Source organism: Halioglobus maricola (assembly GCF_009388985.1).
GTDB lineage: Bacteria > Pseudomonadota > Gammaproteobacteria > Pseudomonadales > Halieaceae > Halioglobus > Halioglobus maricola.
This window is the reverse complement of record NZ_CP036422.1, coordinates 3,747,716-3,771,236: the sequence shown is the minus strand read 5'-3', so window position 1 is coordinate 3,771,236 and position 23,521 is coordinate 3,747,716. Positions and strand designations below refer to the sequence as shown.

23 protein-coding genes and 1 riboswitch are annotated in these 23,521 nt (G+C 56.7%); of the genes, 15 read left to right on the top strand and 8 right to left on the bottom strand.

All coding sequences use genetic code 11. The features are described from left to right. The first annotated feature begins 222 nt into the window (after positions 1–222). Genes EY643_RS17155 through EY643_RS17145 form a run of 3 tightly spaced genes read left to right on the top strand, consistent with a single transcriptional unit; the run spans position 223 to position 3,887 of the window. A complete protein-coding gene (locus EY643_RS17155) occupies positions 223–2,373 on the top strand; it encodes an adenosylcobalamin-dependent ribonucleoside-diphosphate reductase (protein ID WP_153240388.1) in 2,151 nt (716 codons plus the stop codon). 24 nt (positions 2,374–2,397) lie between these two features. Next, positions 2,398–3,066 carry a TSCPD domain-containing protein gene (locus EY643_RS17150; protein ID WP_153240387.1) on the top strand — a complete coding sequence of 223 codons (669 nt, stop codon included), beginning with the start codon at positions 2,398–2,400 and terminating at the stop codon, positions 3,064–3,066. A gap of 38 nt (positions 3,067–3,104) precedes the next feature. After that, positions 3,105–3,887 carry an SDR family NAD(P)-dependent oxidoreductase gene (locus EY643_RS17145; protein ID WP_153240386.1) on the top strand — a complete coding sequence of 261 codons (783 nt, stop codon included), beginning with the start codon at positions 3,105–3,107 and terminating at the stop codon, positions 3,885–3,887. A gap of 23 nt (positions 3,888–3,910) precedes the next feature. Here EY643_RS17145 and EY643_RS17140 read toward each other — a convergent pair whose 3' ends face one another. Continuing rightward, complete coding sequence (locus EY643_RS17140) at positions 3,911–5,467, bottom strand: phospholipase D family protein (RefSeq protein WP_153240385.1); 1,557 nt, start codon at positions 5,465–5,467, stop codon at positions 3,911–3,913. Positions 5,468–5,573: 106 nt separating this feature from the next. Between EY643_RS17140 and EY643_RS17135 the strand changes: the two genes are divergently transcribed. From EY643_RS17135 to EY643_RS17110, 6 genes are all read left to right on the top strand, one after another. After that, on the top strand, positions 5,574–6,083 hold the full coding sequence (locus EY643_RS17135; protein WP_153240384.1) for a nuclear transport factor 2 family protein: 510 nt from the start codon (positions 5,574–5,576) through the stop codon (positions 6,081–6,083). A gap of 55 nt (positions 6,084–6,138) precedes the next feature. Next, positions 6,139–7,695 (top strand): phospholipase D family protein, encoded by a 1,557-nt coding sequence (locus EY643_RS17130; RefSeq protein ID WP_170287450.1) that lies wholly within the window; start codon positions 6,139–6,141, stop codon positions 7,693–7,695. 43 nt (positions 7,696–7,738) lie between these two features. Then, positions 7,739–7,852, top strand: a riboswitch (TPP riboswitch). A gap of 60 nt (positions 7,853–7,912) precedes the next feature. Next, positions 7,913–10,021, top strand: coding sequence for a TonB-dependent receptor (locus EY643_RS17125; RefSeq protein ID WP_153240382.1), 2,109 nt, complete (start codon positions 7,913–7,915; stop codon positions 10,019–10,021). A gap of 10 nt (positions 10,022–10,031) precedes the next feature. After that, positions 10,032–10,286 (top strand): YkoF family thiamine/hydroxymethylpyrimidine-binding protein, encoded by a 255-nt coding sequence (locus tag EY643_RS17120; protein WP_153240381.1) that lies wholly within the window; start codon positions 10,032–10,034, stop codon positions 10,284–10,286. Next, positions 10,283–10,885, top strand: coding sequence for a nicotinamide riboside transporter PnuC (gene pnuC, locus EY643_RS17115; RefSeq protein ID WP_153240380.1), 603 nt, complete (start codon positions 10,283–10,285; stop codon positions 10,883–10,885). Before EY643_RS17120 ends, pnuC begins: the two co-directional genes overlap by 4 nt. After that, positions 10,852–11,742, top strand: coding sequence for a choline/ethanolamine kinase family protein (locus EY643_RS17110; RefSeq protein WP_153240379.1), 891 nt, complete (start codon positions 10,852–10,854; stop codon positions 11,740–11,742). The genes pnuC and EY643_RS17110 overlap by 34 nt, the downstream gene beginning before the upstream one ends. Here EY643_RS17110 and EY643_RS17105 read toward each other — a convergent pair. Then, the gene (locus tag EY643_RS17105; protein ID WP_153240378.1) at positions 11,739–12,794 is read right to left on the bottom strand and encodes a type II asparaginase; all 1,056 of its coding nucleotides are present in this window, start codon (positions 12,792–12,794) and stop codon (positions 11,739–11,741) included. The genes EY643_RS17110 and EY643_RS17105 overlap by 4 nt on opposite strands. Before the next feature lie 172 nt (positions 12,795–12,966). Between EY643_RS17105 and EY643_RS17100 the strand changes: the two genes are divergently transcribed. From EY643_RS17100 to EY643_RS17080, 5 genes are all read left to right on the top strand, one after another. Further along, on the top strand, positions 12,967–14,358 hold the full coding sequence (locus tag EY643_RS17100; protein WP_240732751.1) for a DcaP family trimeric outer membrane transporter: 1,392 nt from the start codon (positions 12,967–12,969) through the stop codon (positions 14,356–14,358). A 51-nt stretch (positions 14,359–14,409) separates the two neighbouring features. Continuing rightward, on the top strand, positions 14,410–15,432 hold the full coding sequence (gene glsA / locus EY643_RS17095) for a glutaminase A (protein WP_153240377.1): 1,023 nt from the start codon (positions 14,410–14,412) through the stop codon (positions 15,430–15,432). Between the two features lie 4 nt (positions 15,433–15,436). Next, entirely contained in the window at positions 15,437–16,432 is a 996-nt protein-coding gene (locus EY643_RS17090) for an HAD family hydrolase (RefSeq protein ID WP_153240376.1), read from the top strand. Positions 16,433–16,493: 61 nt separating this feature from the next. Continuing rightward, positions 16,494–17,570: an alpha/beta fold hydrolase gene (locus EY643_RS17085; RefSeq protein ID WP_170287449.1), complete on the top strand. Its 1,077-nt coding sequence runs from the start codon at positions 16,494–16,496 to the stop codon at positions 17,568–17,570. A 6-nt stretch (positions 17,571–17,576) separates the two neighbouring features. After that, complete coding sequence (locus EY643_RS17080) at positions 17,577–18,338, top strand: SDR family oxidoreductase (RefSeq protein WP_153240374.1); 762 nt, start codon at positions 17,577–17,579, stop codon at positions 18,336–18,338. 6 nt (positions 18,339–18,344) lie between these two features. Here the strand turns inward: EY643_RS17080 and EY643_RS17075 are convergent, their stop codons facing one another. Continuing rightward, positions 18,345–19,211, bottom strand: coding sequence for an aldo/keto reductase (locus EY643_RS17075; protein WP_153240373.1), 867 nt, complete (start codon positions 19,209–19,211; stop codon positions 18,345–18,347). Between the two features lie 102 nt (positions 19,212–19,313). Between EY643_RS17075 and EY643_RS17070 the strand changes: the two genes are divergently transcribed. Continuing rightward, positions 19,314–20,318 carry an FAD:protein FMN transferase gene (locus EY643_RS17070; protein WP_153240372.1) on the top strand — a complete coding sequence of 335 codons (1,005 nt, stop codon included), beginning with the start codon at positions 19,314–19,316 and terminating at the stop codon, positions 20,316–20,318. Here EY643_RS17070 and EY643_RS17065 read toward each other — a convergent pair. The 5 genes from EY643_RS17065 to EY643_RS17045 are packed head-to-tail and all read right to left on the bottom strand — an operon-like array spanning position 20,302 to position 23,521. Beyond that, positions 20,302–21,450, bottom strand: a complete 1,149-nt coding sequence (locus tag EY643_RS17065) for a DUF3570 domain-containing protein (RefSeq protein ID WP_240732750.1) — start codon at positions 21,448–21,450, stop codon at positions 20,302–20,304. The two genes, EY643_RS17070 and EY643_RS17065, sit on opposite strands and share 17 nt — an antisense overlap. Continuing rightward, positions 21,437–21,661: a DUF4266 domain-containing protein gene (locus tag EY643_RS17060; protein WP_153240371.1), complete on the bottom strand. Its 225-nt coding sequence runs from the start codon at positions 21,659–21,661 to the stop codon at positions 21,437–21,439. Before EY643_RS17060 ends, EY643_RS17065 begins: the two co-directional genes overlap by 14 nt. Before the next feature lie 6 nt (positions 21,662–21,667). Beyond that, positions 21,668–22,150 carry a TlpA family protein disulfide reductase gene (locus EY643_RS17055; protein WP_153240370.1) on the bottom strand — a complete coding sequence of 161 codons (483 nt, stop codon included), beginning with the start codon at positions 22,148–22,150 and terminating at the stop codon, positions 21,668–21,670. A 10-nt stretch (positions 22,151–22,160) separates the two neighbouring features. Beyond that, on the bottom strand, positions 22,161–22,793 hold the full coding sequence (locus tag EY643_RS17050; protein ID WP_153240369.1) for an outer membrane beta-barrel domain-containing protein: 633 nt from the start codon (positions 22,791–22,793) through the stop codon (positions 22,161–22,163). Then, positions 22,763–23,521, bottom strand: a complete 759-nt coding sequence (locus EY643_RS17045; protein WP_153240368.1) for an SH3 domain-containing protein — start codon at positions 23,519–23,521, stop codon at positions 22,763–22,765. The genes EY643_RS17050 and EY643_RS17045 overlap by 31 nt, the downstream gene beginning before the upstream one ends.

Below are 23,521 nucleotides of genomic sequence, written 5' to 3'. Positions count from 1 at the left end.
TATAGCCGTGCCCACACGTTAGCCCTTGCTAACGCCAGCGGCCCGGAAGTACTGCTTTTGTCTGGGTTTTCGTCGGTTAATCATTGATCAGTAAGGAGATTTTTTCACAATATCTAGTGGGGGCTATTGTCCGCACACCGATATATGGGTATCGTTGCAGATTCTAACAAAAAGCTTTGCAGCCGTGTTTCGGTTGCATTTTTCTGGCGTACAAGGGGCACCATGGAATCAGCAGCCAAGCAAGGCAAGGCCATCCGCGGCACTATCAGCAGCATCGAGCTTCAGGGCGCGTCCCTGGATATCTGGGACAAAAAATACCGACTCAAGGACGCAAAGGGTAACCCGGTTGATGGCGACATCGACGGTACTTACACCCGGGTAGCGCGCGCTCTTGCGGAAGTTGAGGACGAGGGCGTTCGCCAGGAGTGGGAGCAGCGCTTCGTGTGGGCGCTGCAGCGCGGTGCTATTCCGGCGGGGCGCATTGTCTCCAACGCCGGCGCGCAGGAACACAAGCCTGCCACATCCACGATCAACTGCACCGTTTCAGGCACGGTACCCGACTCCATGGAAGGTATCCTGCAAAAGAATATGGAAGCGGGCCTTACTCTCAAGGCTGGCTGCGGTATCGGTTATGAATTTTCCACGCTGCGCCCCAAAGGCGCATTTGTGTCCGGCGCAGGCGCTTACACGTCTGGCCCGATGTCCTTCATGGATATCTTCGACAAGATGTGTTTCACCGTGTCGTCGGCCGGTGGTCGGCGAGGGGCCCAGATGGCCACCTTCGATGTCCACCACCCTGATGTCTTTGATTTTGTAAAAGCCAAGCGCGAAGACGGCCGCCTGCGCCAGTTCAACCTGTCATTGCTGATTGCGGAGGATTTCGTCAAGGCGGTTCGCGAGGATGGCGAGTGGGCGTTGTCCTTCCCGGTGACGCAGGCAGAATATGATAGCCTGAAACAGGACCCGGAAGCAGAGATTATCTGGCGCGCATTCCCGGTCACCGAAGGCTATGTTGCCAATGATTCCGGTCAGGTTGCCTGCCGCGTTTATCAGCGTATCCGCGCGCTTAAGCTGTGGAATGCGATTATGTCTTCCACCTACGATTACGCCGAACCCGGATTTATCCTGATCGATGAGGTAAATGAGAAGAACAACAACTGGTTCTGTGAGAATGTGCGCGCTACCAACCCCTGTGGCGAGCAGCCACTGCCGCCCTATGGTAGCTGCCTGCTGGGTTCCGTGAACCTTACCCGGTTTGTCCGGGAGCCGTTTACCGAGAATGCCTACTTCGACTGGGAAGAGTACCGTGAGGTTGTCGCTGTGTTTACGCGCATGCTGGACAACGTGGTTGAGATCAATGGCCTGCCCCTGGAAGAGCAGCGTCGCGAAATTACCAGCAAGCGCCGTCACGGTATGGGCTTCCTGGGCCTGGGCTCAACCATGGCCATGCTGTGCATGAGGTACGGTGAGCAGGATTCGCTTGAGTTTACCGAGAAGGTGAGCAAGGAAATGGCGATCTCTGGCTGGAAAGTGGGCTTGGATCTGGCTCGTGAGAAGGGCGCTGCCCCCATTATGGATCAGGAATTTGAGGTGACTGGCGATATGTTGTGCCGCCGCCCTGAGATGGCTGCCGATGGCATCAAGGTAGGCGACAAGATTGCCGGTAAGGTGCTGCACTCCAAATACAGCCGGTACATGCAGGCGCTGGCCCAGGAAGAGCCGGAGCTGGTGAATTCCATCATCTCCGAAGGCGCGCGCTTTACCCACCACAGCTCAATTGCCCCCACAGGCACAATCTCCCTGTCGCTGGCAAACAATGCAAGCAACGGCATCGAGCCGAGCTTTGCCCATCACTACAGCCGCAACGTGATCCGCGAAGGCAAGAAGAGCAAGGAAAAGGTCGACGTATTCTCATACGAATTGCTGGCCTACCGTGAAATGGTAAATATGGAGGCGATGCCCTTCGCTCAGGACGAGAGCAAGAAGCTGCCTGACTACTTCATTGCAGCTGACGATATCACGCCAATCCAGCACGTGGATGTGCAGGCCGCTGCCCAGAAATGGGTGGATTCGTCCATCTCCAAGACCATTAATGTGCCCACGGACTTCGCTTACGATCAGTTCAAGGACACCTACCTGTACGCGGCGGCGCAGGGCCTGAAAGGCTGCACCACATTCCGCTTCAACCCGGAAGCGTTCCAGGGCGTGTTGGTCAAGGAAGAAGATCTGGAGAACACCAACTACCAGTTCACCCTTGATGATGGCTCCACGGTAGAGTTCAAAGGGAACGAAGAAATTGAATACGACGGCGAGACCCATACTGCCGCCAATCTGTTTGACGCGTTAAAAGAAGGCTATTACGGCAAGTTCTAAAGCGGCCGTGGCAAGGTAAGAATTATGAGCAAGAAAATAGACAAGAAAATCGTCGGCTTCCAAGTGAAGAGCGAAGAAGAAAAGCAGCAGGAAATCGAGAGCAATATCGTGCAGATGCACGAGAAGGTGTCGCGGCCTGAGCAACTGGAGGGTGCTACCTACAAGATCAAGACGCCGCTGTCGGATCATGCCCTTTATCTGACGATTAATGACATCATCCTTAATCCGGGCACCGATCATGAATTGCGTCGCCCCTTTGAGGTCTTTATTAACTCCAAGAATATGGACCACTTCCAGTGGATTGTGGCACTGACCCGGGTTATCTCGGCGGTGTTCCGCAAGGGCGGTGACTGTACTTTCCTGGTGGAAGAGTTAAAAGCGGTATTTGACCCACAGGGCGGCTACTTCAAATCGGGCGGGCGTTTTATGCCCTCGCTGGTCGCAGAAATTGGCTGGGCTATTGAAGATCACCTGCAGAACATTGGCTTGCTGGAAAAGCCCGGGCTATCGGACCATCAAAAGAAAATCCTCGACGAGAAAAAAGCTGAGTACGAGGCCAAGACCGGCGACGATAGCGGTAGCAGCGAATTCCCCACCAGTGCCGAACTGTGCAAAAAATGCAGCGTGAAAGCATCGATCATGATGGACGGCTGCATGACCTGCCTCAACTGCGGTGATTCCAAGTGCGGCTGATGCGCTGCTGATATAAGCGCGGCGCAGGGAGAGTAATCATGAGTGGAAAGCCACTGGCAATGGTGACGGGCGCTAGCTCGGGCATAGGCTGGGCTTTCGCCACGCGATTGGCCGAAGAGGGCTATGCCGTCTGTGCCGTGGCGCGCCGCGAAGACAGGTTAGAGCAGCTCGTGGGCCATCTCCCTGGCGCCGGCCACAGTTATCTGGCCGCTGATCTGGCGAACGATGAGGACCTCGCAGCGGTAGGTGCGGAGTTATCGACTGGCGCATACCAACTGTTGGTCAACAACGCCGGCCTCAGCGTGATGGAGCCCTTTGGTGAGGCACCGCTGGCCGCAGAACAGAATCTCCTCAACGTGAATATCAATGCTGTCGTGGCTCTGGCGCATGCGTTTCTGGCGCACGGTGCTGAGGGTGATGCGCTGGTGAATGTCGGCTCAGTGGTGTCCTATCTGCCCACGCCTGCGATGGCGGCCTATAGTGGGAGCAAGGCGTTTATCACCACGTTTTCTGAATGTCTGTGGTCCCAGCAGCGGGAGCGCGGAGTCTATGTGATGGCTCTCTGCCCAGGCATGACCGAAACGGAGTTTATCTCCGCCGCCACCGAAGGCGAATCCGACTTCTCATCTCTGCCGGATGCGATGGTGCAGTCACCTGAAGAGGTCGTCAGTGAGGCCTTGCAGGCATTGGACCGGCGCCGTGACGCTGTCGTTGTGACCGGTCGCAGCAATCGTCTGTTGTCGCAGTTGCCGCGGTTGATGAGCCGCAGCCGCTTGATTCGTCTGATGTCCAAAATGGGCGATCCAGAGGACCGCCTGTAGCGTTTCTCTGAGCTCAATCTCGTCTAAAACTGTTCTTCAGGGACGATCATGCGCAACGTTCCGGTAGTGAAGCGCTCCCACCAACTTGTGTCAGGTTCTTTGTCGAATCTCTCCAGTTCGCCATCCCGTTGGGTCACCCAGGCGAGGTCGCCGTCGTCGTCCAGCTCGACCTTGAACGCGACGCCCATGATTCTTTCATCGAATTTAGCAGACTGATTTTTCGCCTCAGCGGGATCGATAAAGTAGGCACCAAACTCCGTGTTGTAGATCGTCGAACGACCGTCCATATTGTAGGAGCCTACCCAAAGCCAGTGCTCGTCGAACACCATGTACTTGGCATGCAGGCTGCTTTTCTGCGGCTTGATGGCTTTGGCACCGCCGCCTGCGCTGCGACCGAGGTCGGCGCGTAGTTCATACAGTTCCACGCCGCCCTCTACCAGTGCCTTGCGATAGCGAATATAGCCAGCGTGGACCGCGGGTACGTCGTTGGACAGCAGCGAATTGGTCAGAATGCGGACGCGGACACCTGCCTCGGCGCGCCCTACCAGGTATTCGGTGAGTTCGTCACCGGGAATGAAGTAGGGAGAGATGATAAGGAGATCGCTCTCGGCCGTGTTCATGCCCTTCAGCAGCGTCGGGAACAGGTGAGTTTCCGGTGCAATATCACGGCTGACGATCTTATCGGGCTGGTCGTAGGCGATGATCCCTTCTGACCATGCGTAACTTAAGTCAGAGAAGCTTTCTGCCTGAGCAAGATCCATCTCACGCAAGCCCGCTGCGTACTGGGAATCCATTATTGTTTCCAGCTTCACTGCGGCCGCGGCTCGATACGCGGCTATTGCTTCGGCGTCTGGTTCCTGGTCATAGAAAGCGGTAATGGGATAGGCGTATTCACTGTTCCAGTAGAGGTCAAACTGGCTGCCTACTTCCTTGGCAATGGGGCCAATAGCGAGAGCGTCCATGTCGCCAAACCCGAGTTCCATATCGGCAGCAAAATACTCGTCGCCAATATTGCGTCCGCCGAATATCGTGGCGATGCCATCCACAGTCAGGGTTTTGTTGTGCATTCGATGGTTGATGCGAAGGGGGTCGGTCACGATGTCATCGAGCCGGTTATTGCGATTGGCAAAGGGGTTGAACAGGCGCACTTCAATATTTTTCATGGTATCCAGTGCGCGTAGCGTGGGGTCCATGCCAGCTGTGTTCATGTCGTCCAGCAGTAGCCTCACCCTGACGCCGGAATCGGCCGCTTTCACCACGGCGTTGAACAGGCCGCTGCCGGTTAGATCCTCGTGCCACATGTAGTACTGCAGATCCAGCGTCCTGTCTGCCTGCCTGATCAGGCCGACGCGAGTAAGGAACGCGTCTTCTCCGACCGGGAGTATGTGAAAGCCACTCTGTTGCGGGTTCGCATCGAGCAGGGGAGTGAGGTCGGTATGGAGCCGGGTACCGCTGATGTCTCCGATCGCCGCGCTTGCTGTGCGGTCAACCTCGTCGGGTAAACTGGCACAGGCCGAAGCAAGCGCGATGAGCGCAATGCAGGCGATGCGGGGGATGATGCATTCTCGGATGTTGGCCATAGCCAGCTGAACCTTTTTTTACCCTGAAGATGTCCTGACGGAGTATAGCCCTGTAAGGGCGAGGCTGCGGTAAGATAACCGCCAATAACAGGAAACGGAGTTGTCGATGACACTGGAGCAACGTGTGGAGTCGCTGGAGCGCGAACTCGCTGAGCTGCGCGCCATAGAGGCCATTCGCCAGTTGAAGGCGCGCTACCTTAATGCCTGTGATCGCCAGGATCCTGAGGCGGTGCGGGCCTGTTTCGCGCAAGGCGAGGTTGTTATCGACATGTCCTACTTTGGGCGCTGCGAAAACCGCGACGAATTCGTGGACGGAATATTCGTGCCCCGTGGCTGCCATGAACACGTTCTGGATATGCATCATTGTGCGAACCCTGAAATTGAAATTATCGACAGGGATAATGCCCGGGGCGTCTGGTCGCTTAACTACCGCAATATCAATACAGAAGACCAGACCGTCACCCTGATTTCTGCGCTGTATCACGATGAATATCGCCGGGAGAGCGGGCAGTGGAAGGTCAGCCGCTCACGAACGGAATACCGTACAGCGTTGCATTGTAGTTATGAGCCGGGCAGTCTGGAGGCCAAGGTGGCTGCACGGACTCTGATGGGATGAGTTTACTGCCACTATTACAACAGGCGATGCGAATTTGACGACGATGATCACTGGAATGGGTTCTAAACGGCAGCGTGCAGGTAAAGTACGGGCTCAGCTCGCGCTTGTGTTGGCATGTCTTTGGCTCGCCTCATGCGCGAGTGTGCCGTTTGACTATCCCAGAGAGCCTACTCAATCCGTTCCCGCATCCGCTGAGACCCCGCTAGGTGAGTTCTATCGCAACTGGCAGTCGGATCATGGCGACAAGGGCGGCTTCGTGGGTATGCCCTCCGGGGTCGATGCCCTCGGCATGCGTCTGAGGATGCTGGAACTGGCGGAAGAAACCATTGATGCTCAGTACTTCATTCTCAAGACTGACCGGGCCGGTGGCCTGTTCGTAGCTGGAGTGATTGCCGCCGCAGATCGCGGAGTCCGGGTGCGGTTACTGGTAGACGACATCTTTTCGCCTGGAGTGGATGAGGCATTCACACTGATCGCCAGCCACCCGAATATCGAGGTCCGGTTATTCAACCCACTGCCGCGTCAGGCTATTCGTTATCTGGGTTACGTTACCGATTTCAAGCGCGCCAATCGGCGCATGCATAACAAGTCTTTCACAGTGGACGGTGCGTTCAGCGTGGTCGGTGGGCGCAACATCGGCGAGGAGTACTTTGAGCTCAATCAGGATACCAAGTTCGATGACTTCGAAGTATTGATGATCGGCAGTCCGGTAGAAGAGGTACAACAAGGCTTCGACCTGTTCTGGAACAGTGATTTGTCTGTGCCGATGGAGGCGTTTGGCGTTAAGACTGATCCTGCTGAACTGGACCGTTGGCGGGTTAAGATTCGCGAGCTGGTGGAAGAACAGCAAGATGGCCTCTACGCCCAGGCATTGAACAGCCGCCTGCTGCAGGCGCTCAAGACCAAAGAGCGCGTGCCCATGATCGCCGAGGCTCATGTCTATACCGATACCCCCGAAAAACTAGCAGCGGAAATCGGTGATGCTGATACGGCAGTGCTCATATCTGAGGTTAGCCGACGATTCCGCAACGCGCAGAGCGAGCTGTTGATAGTGACCCCCTATTTTATTCCCCAGCACTATGGGGTCGATTTGATGGAGGAGTTAATTTCCCGGGGTGTGCGTGTCGCTGTTCTGACCAATTCACTCGCCTCCACCAATCATGTGCCAGTGCATGCGGGTTACTCCCGTTATCGCAAGGAATTGCTCGAGATGGGCGTAGAGTTCTATGAGATGCGCGCGGATGCAGTGCACGAAGACAATGATTGGGGGCATCGTCCGGAGAAAATGACGCTGCACTCCAAGGCAACCGTGGTTGATCGGGAGTCCATCTTCGTCGGCTCTCTCAATTTCGACCCGCGTTCGGTCCTGATTAATACCGAGATGGGGGTCTTTATTGAGTCCGCGGAGGCCGGGGCGGCCTTTACCAAGAACATCAAGAGCGAACTTAGCAGGTCGACCTGGAGAGTGGATCTTGACGAGAAGGGCCAGCTGCGCTGGACATACGATTACGACGGTTACCGGGAAGTGGTGTACAAGGAGCCCCAATCCAGCTGGTGGCAGCGCTTCCAGGTGGGTGTTTATCGTCTGTTGCCGATTGAGAATCAACTTTAGGTTATTCTCGATGGCATAAATTTGTCGGCGTCATTATACTTGCGCCGAAACCTGGGGGTGGCGAGCGCATTGCGCGACGAGCCTGAGACGCCAAATGGCGAACCCTTTGAACCTGATCCGGTTAGAACCGGCGTAGGGACAGGTCGTCTCGTCACACCCTGATCCAATCCGCTTGTCCAACCGGTTCTCTTACTTCAGCTGTATCGAGGAGAACCACATGAAAACCCGTCACACCCTGATTGCTGCGAGCTTGGCCGCTGCTGCCCCGGTGTTTGCTCAGCCCCCAGCGCTGGAAGAATTGGTCGTCACTGCCGAATTCCGTTCCACCCCGCTGCTGGATCAGAGTGCCAGCACCAGTGTCGTCACTGGCGAAGATATCAGCCAGCGCGCCGGCCAGCATTTGGAAGACATCCTCAATCTTGCCCCCAACGTCAACTACGCCAGTGGCGCTTCGCGTGCGCGCTTCTTTCAGATCCGCGGTATTGGCGAGCGGAGCCAGTTTCAGGAACCACTCAACCCCTCTATTGGTCTCGTTATCGATGGCATTGATTTCAGTGGTCTGGGCAATGCCGGCACCTTGTTTGACGTTGACCAGGTAGAGGTCTTACGTGGGCCCCAGGGCACGTTGCACGGCGCCAACGCACTCGCCGGCCTTATTAATATTCGCAGTGCTGCACCGGCGGACGAGCCTTCCATGCGTGTGGAGGCCATGGCGGCTGATTACGGTACCTGGAGTGCCGGAATCGTGGGTACTGGCCCTCTTATCAGCGACACCTTGCTTTATCGCCTGGCGGTAAATACCTATCAAAGTGATGGTTTTGTAGAGAACGACTTTCTCGATACTGACGACACGAATAATCGCGACGAAACCAGCATCCGCGGCAAGTTGCGCTGGCTGATGTCGGATGACAACACGGTGGATCTCACCGCCATGTACATCGATATCGACAATGGTTACGACACTTTCTCACTGGACAATACTCGTCAGACACTTTCCGATGAGCCGGGCCGAGATGCGCAGGAGTCTACCGCGCTGGGTCTGGACTGGCGCAGCGAGCTAGGCTTCGCGCAGTTACAGACACTGGCAAGCTACGCCACCAGTGAAACCGAATACAGTTACGATGAGGACTGGAGCTTCGTTGGTATAGCGCCGGGCTGGGAGTACTCCTCGTTCGACCAGTATCTGCGTGATCGCGACAGCTACAGTCTGGAGTTGAGGTTGGTGTCGGACGAATCCAACCGCTTGTTTAATGACAGCAGCGACTGGGTCGCCGGTGTCTACTACCTCGCTGACCGCGAGGACCTTGAACGCAACTACACTTACCTGGCTGGTCCCTTCAGCAGCACTTATGACACCGATACGCTAGCCGTATTCGGGCAGCTGGACAGTGACCTCTCCGATGCCCTGACGCTGATTGCCGGCTTGCGCTACGAGGAGCGCGACACGGACTACAGCGATAGCAACGATGTGGCCAGTGACCCGGGCAAAGGCCTGTGGGGTGGCAGGCTGACTCTGGAATACACGCTCGGCGATCAGCAGATGATTTATGGCGGTGTCTCCCGCGGCTATCGCACTCATGGTGTGAATGCCAACATCCTGGCCAGTATGGACGCCACTGACGATCCGGATGAGTTGGAACAGCTGCGCAGCCTGCAGGAGTACGACGAGGAATTCCTGCTCAACTATGAACTCGGTTTTAAAGGCGGCTTTGCCGACGGCACTGTGCTGGTGCGCGCGGCGCTGTTCTACATGGATCGGGAAGATCAGCAGGTGAAAGGCTCACTCGTGTTACCGCGCGAGGATGGCAGCACCCAGTTTATTGACCATATCGCGAATGCGGCCGAGGGCAATAACTACGGACTGGAACTGGAGACGAATTGGCAGGCGCTGGACAGCCTCTCGCTCTACGCCAATATCGGCTTACTGGAAACAGAGTTCGAAGACTACATCAATGCCGATGGTGAAGACCTGTCCGGGCGTGAACAGGCCCACGCGCCGGGTTACCAGTTCGCCGTGGGTGGCCGCTTTGATTTCGGCTCGGGTTTCTACGGTCGCCTCGACGTGGAGGGCAAGGATGATTTCTATTTCTCCGACCGTCACGATGTGCAGGCACCTTCTTACGAGCTGTTGCACGCGCGTCTGGGCTGGGCGAACGATCACTGGTCGTTGGCTTTGTGGGGTCGCAATCTCACGGATGAAGATTACTATGTGCGAGGCTTTGGCAGCTTTGGCAACGACCCGCGCAAAGAGTATGTTACCGAGCCCTATTACCAGTATGGCGAGCCGCGGATGGTAGGCGTGTCCGCCAGCTACAGTTTTCAGTGAGGATAGAGCCGTGAAATTAACTGCAGAACTCAGTCTGTACCCTTTGCAGGAAGACTACATTCCTGTGATCAAGGCGTTCATCGATGAGCTGTGCGCCGGTGGGGATGTGCTAGTGGTGCAAAACGCGATGGCCACCCAGCTGTGCGGGGAGTACGACCACGTTTTCGATCTGGTGCGGGAGGTCTTGCGGCGCAGTTCCATCGAATTCGGCAAGCAGGTGCTGGTGTGTAAGTTTATCCCCGGCGAACTCGATATCGCCGGATGAGCATCGACTCCTTGCTCGACGCCTTGCAGGCCATGTCCGTGTGGGAAGTCGTGGCGGTGCTGCTGGGCATCGCCTACCTGCTATTGGTTGTGCGCGAGAGTCTTTGGTGCTGGTACGCGGCCTTCGGTAGCACGGCGATCTTCCTCTACATTTTCTGGGATGTGGGCTTGGTGATGGAGTCGGGCTTGCAGGTCTATTATCTGGCCATGGCCGTCTACGGTTGGTGGCAGTGGCAGCATGGCAGTGGTGAAGCCGGCGAATTGGAAATTACCCGCTGGAATCCTACCAGGCATGTGTTGGCCATCGGCCTGGTGTTGTCGGCCGCGGCGATCAGCGGCCTGCTGCTTGCCAAGTACACTGGAGCGGCCTTGCCCTTTCTCGACTCATTTACGACATGGGGTAGCATTCTCACAACCTGGATGGTGGCGCGCAAGGTGCTTGAGAATTGGTTGTATTGGCTGGTTATCGACAGCGTGTCTATCTACCTCTATCTCGACCGGGGCTTGTACCTGACCGCGCTATTGTTCATGGTTTACCTGGTCATCGTCGTATTCGGTTATCGCAAATGGCTACATCACTACCGCATGCAATCCAGCTGAAGCTGGAGCAGGCCCTGGGGCAGTGGCGCCAGTGGCAGTGTGAGCCGGCATTGGATGGTGCGCCTCTTATTGAGCGAATACTGGCGGGAGGACACAGCAACTGGAGTGTTCTCGTTGGAACGATGGGTCGCCAGTTTGTTGTGCGCGTGGATGGGGTGAATCCTGCAGCTAACGGGATAAACCGCCAGCATGAGTGGACCATCCTGCAGTCAGCCGCAGAAGCGGCGCTGGCGCCTGTGCCCCGCTACTTCAACCCGGATCTGGGTGTGCTGGTATGTGACTACCTGCCCCCGGAACCTGAGCAGCGAGTCGATCTGCAGGCACTGGCCTGTTTGCTACGCGAAATTCACCGGCTGCCAGTGCGACACCATCGGCTGGATCTGGCTGCTCGTCTGGCGAGCTACGATAAGCAGATTCAAAGAGAAAATTTGCAAGCTTGGGTTTTGCTGCAGCCGCATCGCGAGGCCGTTGCTCGCCAATTTCAGGTATGTGCCGCTGAAGAGGGCCCTTCAGTGTTGTGTCACAACGACCTGTTGCAAGCCAATCGCCTGTACAGTGGTGGCACACTCTACGCACTGGATTGGGAGTATGCTGCCAACGCCAGCCCCTGGCACGAGCTGGCGGTTGTGGTTCACGGTGATGATCTGACTGAGCCGCAAGCGACAGAAGTCCTGCAGTACTACCTTCAGCGCGATGCTACTGCGGAAGAGTGGTTGCGATTACAGCGCCACGGCTATGTTTATCGCTACCTGGAGTTGGCGTGGTATCTGGCGCAGGAACGCGAGTTGCTCGATGAGGAGGCTCTCGCCTATCGAACAACTCGCTTGACTGAAGTCTACCGCGAACTCAGTGCCTAGTACTTGTCGAACATTGCCTGAATTTTACCGGCGTCTTTTGTCTTAAGCAGCGCCAGTTGCAGCAGTACCCGTGCCTTCGCGGGGTTCAGTTCCCCCGAGGCAACAGTGCCTAAGGTGTCGTCGTCGGTCTCTACATTGCGGCCGGTAGCACCACTGAATACACGAGAGGAGCGAACAACCGCGACACCCGCCTTGGTGGCACGGGCGACCGCTGCCTGCGAATCGGTCGTCATGTTGCCATTGCCGACCCCCGCGATAACCAGCCCTTTGGCGCCATTGGCTACTGCAGCGTCAATGATGTCGGCGGAGAAATTGGCGTGCATATAAAGAATATCTACCCGGGGTAACTCCTTTACGCCCTTGAGAGAAAACTCAGCACCTGAAGTGTGAGCCCGGTAGGGGCCGCGATAGAAGGTATTCTTGCCGTACAGGGTGGTACCGATCAGGCCGCGTTCCGGCGAAAGGAATGTTTGCACATCGGTTGTGTTGGTTTTGGTCACAGCCCTGGCCCCGTGAATATCGTCGTTCACCACGACCAACACGCCGCGGCCTGCAGCGCGAATGTCGGCAGCCACCGCCACCGCGTTGTAGATGTTCAGCGGGCCGTCAGCAGAGAGTGCGGTGGAGGGACGCATTGCGGCAGTGAGTACCACCGGTTTGTCGCTGTCGATCACCAGGTTGAGGAAGTAGGCGGTCTCCTCGATCGTATCGGTGCCATGGGTAATCACCACGCCCTCAGTTTTCTTGGTGGCCAGCAGGGTATTGACCCGCTCGGCCAGGTCTAACCAGATAGCGTCATTCATGTCCTGGCTACCGACATTCGCAACTTGCTCGCCGCTGATGTCCGCCAGGTCCTTGAGTTGGGGCACTGCTGCGAGCAGGGTCTCTACACCGACCTGACCTGAGGTATAGCCGGCCTGGGTCTGGGTGTCTGCTGAACCGGCGATGGTGCCGCCTGTGGCGAGAATGGAGATATCCTTGGCGGCGTGTGCCGGAATGGATGCGGCGACAGTGCTGAGCATTGCTGCGGCGAGTAGGCGGTGCAATTTCATATTTGAGTTCTCCTGTAATGGCCAGTCGCCGATGCCTCGGTGTGCTTGGCCTGGTATGGGCAACAGTAGTACAAAATGCCCATATTTGCCCAGTCTAGCCCGTCGGAACTTGGCATGTGGTGGATAGCTGCTACTTTTAGTAGATGAATTTACCTTTTGGGGCTCTATATCTATGAATTTGCGCAGAAATCTTGTCATGGCGGCGGCTGTGGCTGCCACTATCCAAACCCCTTTGGCGCTGGCACAGTCTGACGCTGAACGCATCCAAAAGCTGGAGGCCCAGTTGGTCCAACAACAAGAGGCCATACAGATGATGCAGCAGGAGCTGCAGCGGCTAAAGTCGAGCGATCCAGCCCAGGCACCCATGGCGACAGTGCCGGTTGAAGATTTGCATGAGCCGGTAGCAGTGGCCTCGGCACCGAAGGATATTTCTGCCGAGACGGTGCTGGGCTTTGATATCTATGGTTTTGTGATGGCAGATGCCATTTATGATTTCAATCGCGTTGATCCCGACTGGAACGATACGCTTCGGGTCAGCACCATACCCACCACAGAGGGCATGTACGGCGACGATGGTGAGTTCGTGTTCTCCGTGCGTCAGAGCCGCTTGGGCTTTGCTGGCGACTGGGATACGGATGCGGGCAAGGTCACTGCTCTGTTTGAGTGGGAGCTTTATGGAACGGGAGGCGACGCCGGTCAAACCACGCCGCGCTTGCGTCACGCCTACGGCACTTGGAAAAATTTCGGTATGGGCCAGACCTGGTCTAACTTCATGGACGCCGATGTTTTCCCCAATACGATCGACTACTGGGGCCCCACAGGCATGGTGTTCTATCGCAACCAGCAGGCCCGTTACACCTTCCCCATGGGCGAAGACGAATTTGCGGTATCCCTGGAGGACCCGGGTACGGCGCTTAGTATCGGCAAGTTCCGCGACGATTGCGCGAACGAAATCGGCGACAGCTGTGACTCTACCCTTGGCGATGAATTCCAGGCCAAGAACGATGTGCCAGACATCGTACTGCGCTACCGCGACAACACTGACTGGGGCCACTGGCAGGTAGCAGGTATTGGCCGCAAGCTGGGCTTCGAGCGCAAGGACACTGGCGCCAGCGACCATGAATTCGGCTGGGGTATCAACGCAAGTACGGTGATCCAGACCACCGACCTGGACCGCCTGAAGCTGCAGGTGGTGTATGGCGAGGGTATTGGTAACTATATGAATGATGGCGGCCTGGATATTGCACCTAAGAGCGATGACCCGGAGAACAACGGCGCAGAGACCGTACCTTTGCTGGGGATCGTCGCCTACTACGATCACTACTGGAATGAACGCTGGTCCACGTCCGTTGGCTGGAGCTCTATCACCCTGGATACCACCGATGGGCAGGCTTTCGATGAATTCGAGACCGGCCAGATCGCCCAGATCAACCTGCTGCACTATCCCACCGATGGTGTTCTGGTGGGTGGTGAGTTGATCTGGGGTGAGCGTGAGGATGTCGATGGAGCCAGCGGCGATGACCTGCGCATCCAGATGTCCCTGAAAGTGAACTTCCCCCGTTAATAGACCCGCAAAATTATTTTTGAAAAATCTGTAACAAGATCGGAGAGCATTATGTTGTTGAACAAAACTCTAAAGGGCCTGGCCCTCGTGGCCGCCGGTGTTTTTGCTACGACCCAGGTCATGGCAGCAAGTATCAGCCCGGATCAGTACCAGCAAGCCGTGGATGAGGCGTACGCCAAATTCAAGAACGTCAAGGAAGGTGCAAACGCGGACTACATCCCGATTCTGGCGTCGGTGCCCAGTGATATGTTCGGGGTGGTGATAATCACCCGCGATGGCGAGGTGTACTCGGCGGGCGAGCAGAAGTACGAATTTTCCATCCAGTCCGTATCCAAGCCCTTCACCGCGTCGCTGATTATGGCGGAACAGGGGCCGAAGACCCTGCGCGAAAAAATTGGTGTCGAGCCTACCGGGTTACCGTTCAATTCCAAGATTGCCCTGGAAATCTATGAAGACCGCTCGGTCAATCCCCTGGTCAACGCCGGCGCAATCGCCGCTGTCAGCCTGGTGGAAGCCGATTCGGAGAAGGAGCGCTGGAAGAAGGTCCTGGGAAATATCGAAGCTTATGCAGGCCGTGAGTTAACCGTTCTGGAGGAGGTCTACGACTCCGAGTACGAAACTGCCTGGTCCAATCGCGGTATCGCCAACCTTCTGTACAACTATGGCCGACTCTACAGTGATCCCGAAGAAGCCCTGCGCGTGTACACACGCCAGTGCTCAATCGGCATCAACACTCACGACCTGGCGATGATGGGCGCCACCCTTGCCAATGAAGGTGTGAACCCGGTGACCGGGAAGAAAGTGTTGGATAAGGAAGATGTTCCAGAGCTGTTGGCCATCATGGCCACCGCCGGTTTTTATGATGAATCGGGTGAGTGGATGTACAGCGCAGGCCTGCCAGCCAAAACAGGTGTGGGCGGTGGCATTGTCGCTGTTGTTCCAGGCAAGTTTGCCATTGCCACATTCGCGCCACCACTAAATCCTGCGGGTAACAGCGTCAAAGGGCTAAAGGCGATCAGCTATATTTCGGGTAAGTTGGGCGTAGGCCTGTACGGCCCGAACATCGGCGAATAGTAGTATGCCGGCACGTTTGCTAGCGGCCTGTCTGGCCGCTTTGCTGGTGGTTGTGGCAACGCCTTTGTGGGCGGGGCAGGCACCGTTGTCATCCTGGCAGGATGGTTCTTCGCGCAAAGCCATCGAGGCATTTGTGGCTAAGGTCAGCACTGAGGGCTCCCCCGCCTATGTCCCCCCGGCGGAGCGCATTGCAGTATTCGACAATGACGGCACCCTCTGGGCTGAACAGCCAATGTATTTCCAGCTCATTTTTGCCGTCGACCGGGTCAAGGCCATGGCGCCTGAGCATCCTGAGTGGAAGGCTCAGGAGCCTTTCGCGTCTGTGCTCAAGGGCGACATCGGCAAGGCCCTTGCCGGTGGTACATCCGCGATTCTCGAACTGGTCGGGGCGACGCATGGCAATATCACGACCGATGAATTCGATGCCGCTGCGACCGCTTGGCTGGAGACAGCACGGCATCCACGCACGGGCCTCAAGTATAACGAGATGGTCTACCTGCCGATGCTCGAGCTACTCGACTACCTGCGAGCGAACGATTTCGCCACCTATATCGTCTCCGGGGGTGGGATCGACTTTATGCGACCGTGGACAGAAGAGGTGTATGGCATTCCCCCCGAGCAGGTCGTGGGTTCCAGTGTAAAAACCACTTACGAGGTTCGCGACGGCGTACCCACTCTGGTACGTGCGCCGGAAATCGACTTTATCGACGACAAGGAAGGTAAGCCCGTGGGCATTCACAGCCACATTGGTCGACGCCCGATTATGGCGGTGGGAAATTCCGACGGTGATTTCCAGATGTTGGAGTGGGTGACCGCGCGAGAGGGCGCCAGCCTCGGCGTGATCATTCATCATACCGATGCCGAGCGCGAGTGGGCATACGATCGTGACTCGCATATCGGCCGACTGGATCGTGGGCTCGATGAAGGGCCTGATCGCGGTTGGGTGATTGTCGATATGAAAAATGAGTGGCGTCAGGTATTCCCTACAGGCGGAAAATGACCTCCCGGCCAGCGCGCTTCCGCTGATACGCTCTCCGCGCTTTCATTCGTGCGATACCAATATGACACACGTCGTTTCAGTTCGGGGTAATACGCCGCTAGACACGGTACCCCCGGACTATTTGCCGGCGGGCGCTGAAGCTCGTTGGTATGTGCTGCAAGCGGGCCCCGATGCGGGCAAGAAACTGTTTTTCTACGATAGCGTGCTGGGCCAGGGCGAGCCTCTCGCCACGGTCGTTTTCGTGCATGGTAATCCCGAAAGTTCATACACCTATCGCCAGGCGATGGATGCGATGGTCAGCCAGTTTGATGGCGCCGTGAGAGTCGTTGCCATGGACCACATTGGCTTTGGGCTCTCCGATCAGGCCAGCTTTGAAATGGTCGACTTTCATCATGCTCGCAATCTTCGTGAGTTGGTCGAGTATCTGGACCTGAGAGACGCAACGCTCGTGATTCACGATTGGGGCGGAGCGATCGGCGTTGGCGCCTTCATTGATATGCCAGAGCGAGTGAATGCCCTGGTCTTGATGAATACCACCGTTTTTCCCATGCCTGCCGATGGTTTTGACTACCGGAATTTCCCATTCCCGGGATTCATGGCCTGGAATCGACTTGGCCACTGGTGGCCTGCTCGCTGGTGGCGGTTTATTCCCCCGATGGTGATGTTTTCGCCTGCGGGTAGATTCGCATTCCTTCGGCACTCGGTGAGTTTCGCTTGGCGAGCGCTTACCCGGCAGCTGTCAGCAAAAGAGCAGATGTACCGTGACATGTTTCGTACCCGGTCCAATGCATTGAGTTCTATGCGCAACGTTAAGCAGACGGGCGTATGGGGTCATGGCTATCGTTACTTCGATGAAACGCTGGGCTGGCAGGATAACAGCGAGTTCTATCGCAATATTCACAACAAAATTAGCAAGGTGTGGGGCGCCGGGGGGCGCAGCATCCCTGCGCGGGCGGTCTGGGGCCTCTGGGATCCCTGCGCCAAAGACTCTGTACGACAGCAATGGTTGCTTGCCTTGCCGCAGTTGGAAGGTAATTATGAGCTATTTCCAGAGCGCGGACACTTCGTCGAGGAACAAGAGCCGGAAGCAGTGGCCCGGGCAATCGTAAACGTAGTCGCTGAAGCGACCAGGGAGTAATTCGCTATGAAGACAGTACTGATTACAGGTGCGGCCCAGGGCATTGGCCTGGAAACAGCGCGGCGTTATGCGAGCCAGGGTTGGTTCGTCGGGCTCTATGACCTCAATGGCGAGATGGTGGGCGAGCTACTAAGCAGCGCAGATTTTCCTCAGGCATGTGGCGGCTACTGCGATGTTACCGATCAGGCATCAGTAGCGGCGATGATCGAGGATTTCGCTGAGCACTCCTCGGGCCGACTCGATTTGCTGATTAACAATGCAGGTGTTTTGTCAGCGGGTAAGTTCCAGAGCATTGAAGCTCGTGCTCACGACCTGATGATTGATGTGAATATCCGCGGCGCGACCCTCGTATTGCAATGTGCTTTCGAGCTACTGTCAAAAACACCTGGCGCGACGGTTGTTAACCTCTGCTCGGCTTCAAGCATCCACGGTATTCCCCTGCTGGCAGTTTACAGCGCGAGCAAGTTCTATATTGACGGCATCACTGAAGCGCTTGACCTGGAATGGCGTGAGCACGATATCCGTGTGACCTGTGTGAAACCTCCCGTTATTAACACCGCCATGGGTCAGGTGGTGGATGCAGAGATGCCGCAAAAGCTTGGCGTAAAATTTGGGCCGGAAGATGTTGCGGAGCATATTCAGCGCGCAGCAGAGGGGAGCGGGACATCGTTCCCCATGGGGCTGGACACCAAGGCCTACTACTGGGTGGATAAGTTCTTGCCCAATTTCCTGCGCCACCCGCTGACAAAATATCTTACCGGCAAATAGCCAGTTTCAGGCAACCTCCACACCTCGGCTTGCTTCCAGTAGAGCGTACCAGTCCTCTCGGTGGTAATCGATTTCCAGTGCGGAGATCGAACTCAGAATGCGTTCGGGGCGTGTGGTGCCAAGCAAAGGGTGAATTCTGGCTGGGTGTTTCAGCACCCAGGCCAGGGCGACGAGCCAGCTTTCGAGCTGGTACTTCTCTGCCTGGATTACGAGTTCCTGCTGGAGACGGGCGCGCTGACTATCTGTGGCCTCACCAAAGCTGCCCGCCAATGGGCTCCAGGCCTGGTACTGGATGCCCTGTGCCATGCATTGGTCCAGCGTGCCGTCTTCGAGTGATTTAAGGTTCAGTAAACTGAATTCTGACTGATGCGCGATCACTGTCTCCTGCAGCGCTCCGTTGAGGAGGTCGACCTGTGAGCGTGTGAAGTTACTGACGCCAAAGTTGCGAACCTTGCCGGATTGCTGCAGTTGGGAAAAAGCCTCAGCGACTTCGTGCGGATCCATCAGAAAATCCGGTCGGTGCAATAGGAGTTGATCAAGATAGTCTGTGTCCAGTCTCCGCAGTGAGTTTTCCACGGACGTGACAATGTGCGCGCGAGAGAAGTCGTAACGCTTTGGCGAAGCGGGGTGTGGTTGTCCATTCAGTACGATGCCACACTTGCTCGTGAGGACGATTTCGTGACGCTGGACGCCCATGTGCTTCCAGGTGTCTCCGAAGGCTTTTTCGCATTGCCCCCCGCCGTAGATGTCGGCTTGATCGAAATGATTTATTCCCACGTCGAGACAGGCCTGCAGGATCTGGCGGCAGGCGGCAAGGTCGTGTGTCGGAAGTCGCATACAGCCATATATCAGCCGCGAAGGGGAATGAGTCATAGTGTTCAGCGTCAAGGTTTGGGGCGTCAAGAGTATCCCGGCTTGTGTGGTGGTGGCAAAGCAGGCATGGTGGCCGCAACAGCTTTTTTGGGAAATAGTTTAATGGTTTTCAGTCGGCAACATTGCCGCGTGCACATTGTCCTGTTGCTGATCCTGTGTGCGTGTCGGGTCTCCGCAGTCTCTGCCGGGGAATGGCTTAGTGGGGGTCGCGCCATAATGGGCACCGAGGTGCGTGTTGAGTTGTGGGCGGACGATGCAGATGTCGGCCGCGCCCTACAGGCGCAGGTGTTCGCGGAATTTGAACGCCTCGATACGATGATGAGCCCATGGAAGCCGGCGAGCGAAATCAGTCGGGTAAACCGGGAGGCAGCGCGTTCACCGCAAAAAGTTTCCGCTGAGATGTTCAATGTTGTCCTACGTTCTCTACACTACTCACAATTAAGTAACGGCGCTTTTGATATCAGTTTCGCTGCGGCAGGCCAGCACTACGATTACCGTTCGGGTAAACGGCCAGAGCGGGAGACACTGAAGGCAGCGCAGGCTGCGATCGATTTTCGATCCATTGTGCTCGACGCCCAGGGACAGACTATTGCCTTTGCGCGCCCTGGTATGGCATTGGATCTGGGCGGTATCGCCAAAGGCTATGCCGTGGACCGAGGCATCAGTATCCTCGTTGCGGCGGGCATTACTTCGGCGGTGGTTTCAGCAGGTGGTGATAGCCGAATCCTCGGAGACATGGGAGATCGGCCGCGCATGATTGGTGTTCGCCACCCGCGCGAGGAGGGCGAGTACGCGGCGATTATTCCGCTGGTAGACACCGCGGTTTCTACTTCTGGCGACTACGAGCGCTTTTTTGAGGAAGAGGGCGTTCGCTATCATCACATTCTGGATCCGGCCACTGGCGAGTCTGCTGATGGATTGCAAAGTGCAACTGTGATTGCGCCTCTGTCGCTGGATTGCGATGCGCTCTCTACCACGGTATTCGTGCTGGGTATTGAGCGCGGGCTGGCGCTGGTCAACAGCCTTGAGGGCGTGGACGCGATTCTCATCGACGCAGACGGCAAGCTCCATTATTCAGACGAACTTTTGCTCAGTACCACAGAGTAATCAGCAGCTTGATCACGTCGGCATCAAAACTGTAGAGCGACTCCTCGCCCGGTACCGTCGGTTCGTCAGTGAGGTCGGTGAAGTTGTCGTAGTCGAAGCTGATCCGATCGTACTGCAGAGTGAGCCCCGCCTTGTAGCCAAAACGCCAGTTGAGAGGGTGTTCGTAGTTCACGTAGAACGACAGCGTCTGGTCACTGAATTCACTTAGCTCCTTGTCCCGCGCCCGGTAGTCTTTGTCGTCCTGTGAGGGAAATAGAAACAAGTCCTGGTAGAAATCGGCGTTGCCCTGGCTGTACCAGCGGTACTTGAGATCGATCGTCCAGTTGTCGAATAAAACGTGAGTGTAGGAAAGCTGCGTTGTATGGGCATCGATGCCCCAGTCGTCGGTAAAGTAGCGGTAGCTGCCTCCCACGGCGGCATGCCAGGGCAGGCGATAGCGAAACTGCAGTGAGGCCGCATCCGAGGTGCGCGTTTCCGGGTAGACCTCTGTGGCAAAGGTGTAACCCGCGGCAGGGTCCAGAGGGTCGCTGACATAGCGGTAACTGCGGTAAGGGTTGTTGAGATACCCCTCGTCGGTAATCAGTTCGTAGTTAAAGTCGGCGATCAGTTTGGGGGTGAGTATCTGCGAGAGCCCGATGCGGAAGCTGTGCCTGTCGACCTCGCCGGCGAAATCATCATTGCCGTTCTGGAACACATCGTCCTGACCCAGGGCGTAGCCAAAGCTCACGGTCGTGAGATCGCCAAAGAAGTCCTGGCTGACGCCCAGCGCGAAGGTACTCGCTTCGTAGTCGCTCTCGTCACTGTAGGTGGCGCCCGCACTGAACAGGCTTTTGCCGTAGAGGTATTCTCCCCCGAGTGAGTATTCGGTGCGCTCCTCGGTGTATTCACTGGCTCCGGTGGCGAGCACGTCTATAGAGGCGCTGGTGATATTATCCACATAGTAGTTGCCACTGATCGAGACACTTTCCTTGAAGTTTTTGCGCACCAGCACCGAGGGGCCATCCACGGTGACGCCGCCACCATCGTAGCGGTGATACATCAGGTCGGCGCGCTCGTCGGGCAGAACGACAGCTTTTGCGAGGCCCGGCAACACCAGCAACAGGGTAAGCGTCAGGTATCTAGTTACAGCCACAGCCAACTCCTGCGCCGCCTTCGGCGCCCCTGGCGCCTTCCCGGGCCTGGTAAACGTGCTTGGTATATGCGCCGGCGACAGGGTCTCGCTCAAACCGCATGATCGGGTCCGCCAGGTACTGGCGCTCGTAGGGCTTCACCCAGGGCTCAATGCCACTGCAGCCGGTGCATGCGAGCAGCGCAAACAGTCCTGCGAGTTTGAGTGCCTTCATTAACTACTACTCCCTGAGCAGCGCGCGAATCTGTTCTTCATAGAGCTGCTCGTAGCCCGGTTTGTAGCCGCGATGGGCAAAGCGGATAACGCCGTTGCGATCCACCAGGACTGTGGCGGGCATGGCGTCCACGCCATAAGTTTCGCTGACCGTGTTCTCCACATCAAAAAGCACGGGGAAGGTGACGGGGATGTCCTTAAGGGTCCGATCTGCAGCTTCCCTGTCCTGCTCTACGTTGATACCGAACACAGTGAAACCCAGGTCATGATATTGCTGCTGTAGGCGTTCAAGTTCCGGCATTTCCTGACGGCAGGGCCCGCACCATGAGGCCCAGAAATTGATCAGCACCACTTCGCCCCGGTGCTCGCTCAGCCGCATATTGCTACCGTCCGCGCTTTTCAGGGTGAAGTTGGCGGCGGGTCCGTCCTCCGTCAGTGCCAGTGCAAGGCTGCAACTCAGTGACAGGGCGAGGGTAACTAGCAGTCTCATGACATAGCTCCTAGAAGAAGTAGGTGACCCCGAGGGTCCACTCGATATTGTGGGTGGTTTCGTCCTCACCGAAGACGTCACGGTCGAAGATGTGGTCGCGCACATCCATCCGGGCGGCGAATGAGTCGTTAAACAGCAGGCGGTAGCCGACACCGACGGTGGCGGTGAACCAGTTGTCACCCAGGAAGTCGGTGCCACCTACGCCGCCAAGCAGGTACATGTCCGATTTGAAAGCGCGACTCTCCGAAAAATAGATTTCTCCGGGCAGGAAGTTCCAGCCTACGGCGAGATTGTAGAAGGTGTAATCTCGCTCTTCGTCTTCGAACAGTGGGGCGCCGCCACTGAGTTTTTCGTAGCTTGTCAGATCCACTTCAGAGGTGCCGTAGTTACCTTCAAAGAAGAAGCTTTCGCTGATGTGCCAGGCCGCCCGCAGTCCGTAAACTGGCTCACTGGCAAAGTCCGTCACGCTCAGGACGCCGGCGAATATCCCAATTTCGAAATCCTCTGTGTCTATTGCCGGGCTCTGAACTTCCCTGCGGTCCAGGTCTGGTTCAACTACCTCTATCGGGTCTTGAGCGCTAGCGCTCACTGCTGCAGCTGCTAGTGCTGCCCCTAGAAGAATGCGCTTATGCCAACTTTCCATTCCCCTACCTCCTCGTCGTCGTCGCGATCTGTCATGACCACATAGTGTTTGTATTGCAGGCGCAGCATTAGCCGGCCTGTGAGATAAATGCGCATGCCTGCACCGACGCTGGCCACACCGTCAGTGCGATCCTCTGTCATGACCAGACTGGATCGCGGGCTGGTTTCGCGTGCGCCGCCGCCGATAGTGAAAAAGGGTGAGTAGCGCCAGTGTGGAAACATCTGGTGTACGACGCTAGCAGTCAGCATGCGCCCATCGGAAAAGTCGCCGTAGTTTTCTGTGTACTCCGCTTCCAGTGACAGGTTGCGGGTGAAGTGCCAGCCGCCGTAAAGACCCACTGCGTCGGTGCTTTCCTGGTCGCCCAGCATAAAGCCTACTTCCCATGCGCGTGTGGCGAAGACATCCATGTCAGGGCTGCTCAGTCCAAGCTCAGCACCACTTTCGTCCAGCGTGCGGCCAATCGCGTCCACGTGGGCCCAACCCTCCACGCCGCGCTGGTTGCGCACCTTGATCCAGTCGGTGCGTCGCTTGAGCAGCTCGATCGTCTCACCTCGCTCTGCCACATAGAACACAGGGTAAGTGCGCCCCGGGTGGGTATGCATCTCAAGATACGCTTCGGCGACTGTACTGGTAGCTGCCTCTTCCTCTTCCGCCGTTGCGATAGGCGCGGTGCCAGAGAGGGCCAGAGCAAACCAGCAGGGCAACATTGCTGATACAAGAGTGCGCAC

What these genes read in the sequence shown, in the direction of transcription:
- EY643_RS17060 (WP_153240371.1), bottom strand. Translation starts at nt 21,661, where the DNA reads ATGAAGGCACTCAAACTCGCAGGACTGTTTGCGCTGCTCGCATGCACC.
- EY643_RS17155 (WP_153240388.1), top strand. Translation starts at nt 223, where the DNA reads ATGGAATCAGCAGCCAAGCAAGGCAAGGCCATCCGCGGCACTATCAGC.
- EY643_RS17135 (WP_153240384.1), top strand. Translation starts at nt 5,574, where the DNA reads ATGACACTGGAGCAACGTGTGGAGTCGCTGGAGCGCGAACTCGCTGAG.
- EY643_RS17090 (WP_153240376.1), top strand. Translation starts at nt 15,437, where the DNA reads ATGCCGGCACGTTTGCTAGCGGCCTGTCTGGCCGCTTTGCTGGTGGTT.
- EY643_RS17075 (WP_153240373.1), bottom strand. Translation starts at nt 19,211, where the DNA reads ATGACTCATTCCCCTTCGCGGCTGATATATGGCTGTATGCGACTTCCG.
- EY643_RS17050 (WP_153240369.1), bottom strand. Translation starts at nt 22,793, where the DNA reads ATGGAAAGTTGGCATAAGCGCATTCTTCTAGGGGCAGCACTAGCAGCT.
- EY643_RS17070 (WP_153240372.1), top strand. Translation starts at nt 19,314, where the DNA reads ATGGTTTTCAGTCGGCAACATTGCCGCGTGCACATTGTCCTGTTGCTG.
- EY643_RS17055 (WP_153240370.1), bottom strand. Translation starts at nt 22,150, where the DNA reads ATGAGACTGCTAGTTACCCTCGCCCTGTCACTGAGTTGCAGCCTTGCA.
- EY643_RS17085 (WP_170287449.1), top strand. Translation starts at nt 16,494, where the DNA reads ATGACACACGTCGTTTCAGTTCGGGGTAATACGCCGCTAGACACGGTA.
- EY643_RS17125 (WP_153240382.1), top strand. Translation starts at nt 7,913, where the DNA reads ATGAAAACCCGTCACACCCTGATTGCTGCGAGCTTGGCCGCTGCTGCC.
- EY643_RS17105 (WP_153240378.1), bottom strand. Translation starts at nt 12,794, where the DNA reads ATGAAATTGCACCGCCTACTCGCCGCAGCAATGCTCAGCACTGTCGCC.
- pnuC (WP_153240380.1), top strand. Translation starts at nt 10,283, where the DNA reads ATGAGCATCGACTCCTTGCTCGACGCCTTGCAGGCCATGTCCGTGTGG.
- glsA (WP_153240377.1), top strand. Translation starts at nt 14,410, where the DNA reads ATGTTGTTGAACAAAACTCTAAAGGGCCTGGCCCTCGTGGCCGCCGGT.
- EY643_RS17140 (WP_153240385.1), bottom strand. Translation starts at nt 5,467, where the DNA reads ATGGCCAACATCCGAGAATGCATCATCCCCCGCATCGCCTGCATTGCG.
- EY643_RS17080 (WP_153240374.1), top strand. Translation starts at nt 17,577, where the DNA reads ATGAAGACAGTACTGATTACAGGTGCGGCCCAGGGCATTGGCCTGGAA.
- EY643_RS17100 (WP_240732751.1), top strand. Translation starts at nt 12,967, where the DNA reads ATGAATTTGCGCAGAAATCTTGTCATGGCGGCGGCTGTGGCTGCCACT.
- EY643_RS17130 (WP_170287450.1), top strand. Translation starts at nt 6,139, where the DNA reads ATGGGTTCTAAACGGCAGCGTGCAGGTAAAGTACGGGCTCAGCTCGCG.
- EY643_RS17150 (WP_153240387.1), top strand. Translation starts at nt 2,398, where the DNA reads ATGAGCAAGAAAATAGACAAGAAAATCGTCGGCTTCCAAGTGAAGAGC.
- EY643_RS17145 (WP_153240386.1), top strand. Translation starts at nt 3,105, where the DNA reads ATGAGTGGAAAGCCACTGGCAATGGTGACGGGCGCTAGCTCGGGCATA.
- EY643_RS17110 (WP_153240379.1), top strand. Translation starts at nt 10,852, where the DNA reads ATGGCTACATCACTACCGCATGCAATCCAGCTGAAGCTGGAGCAGGCC.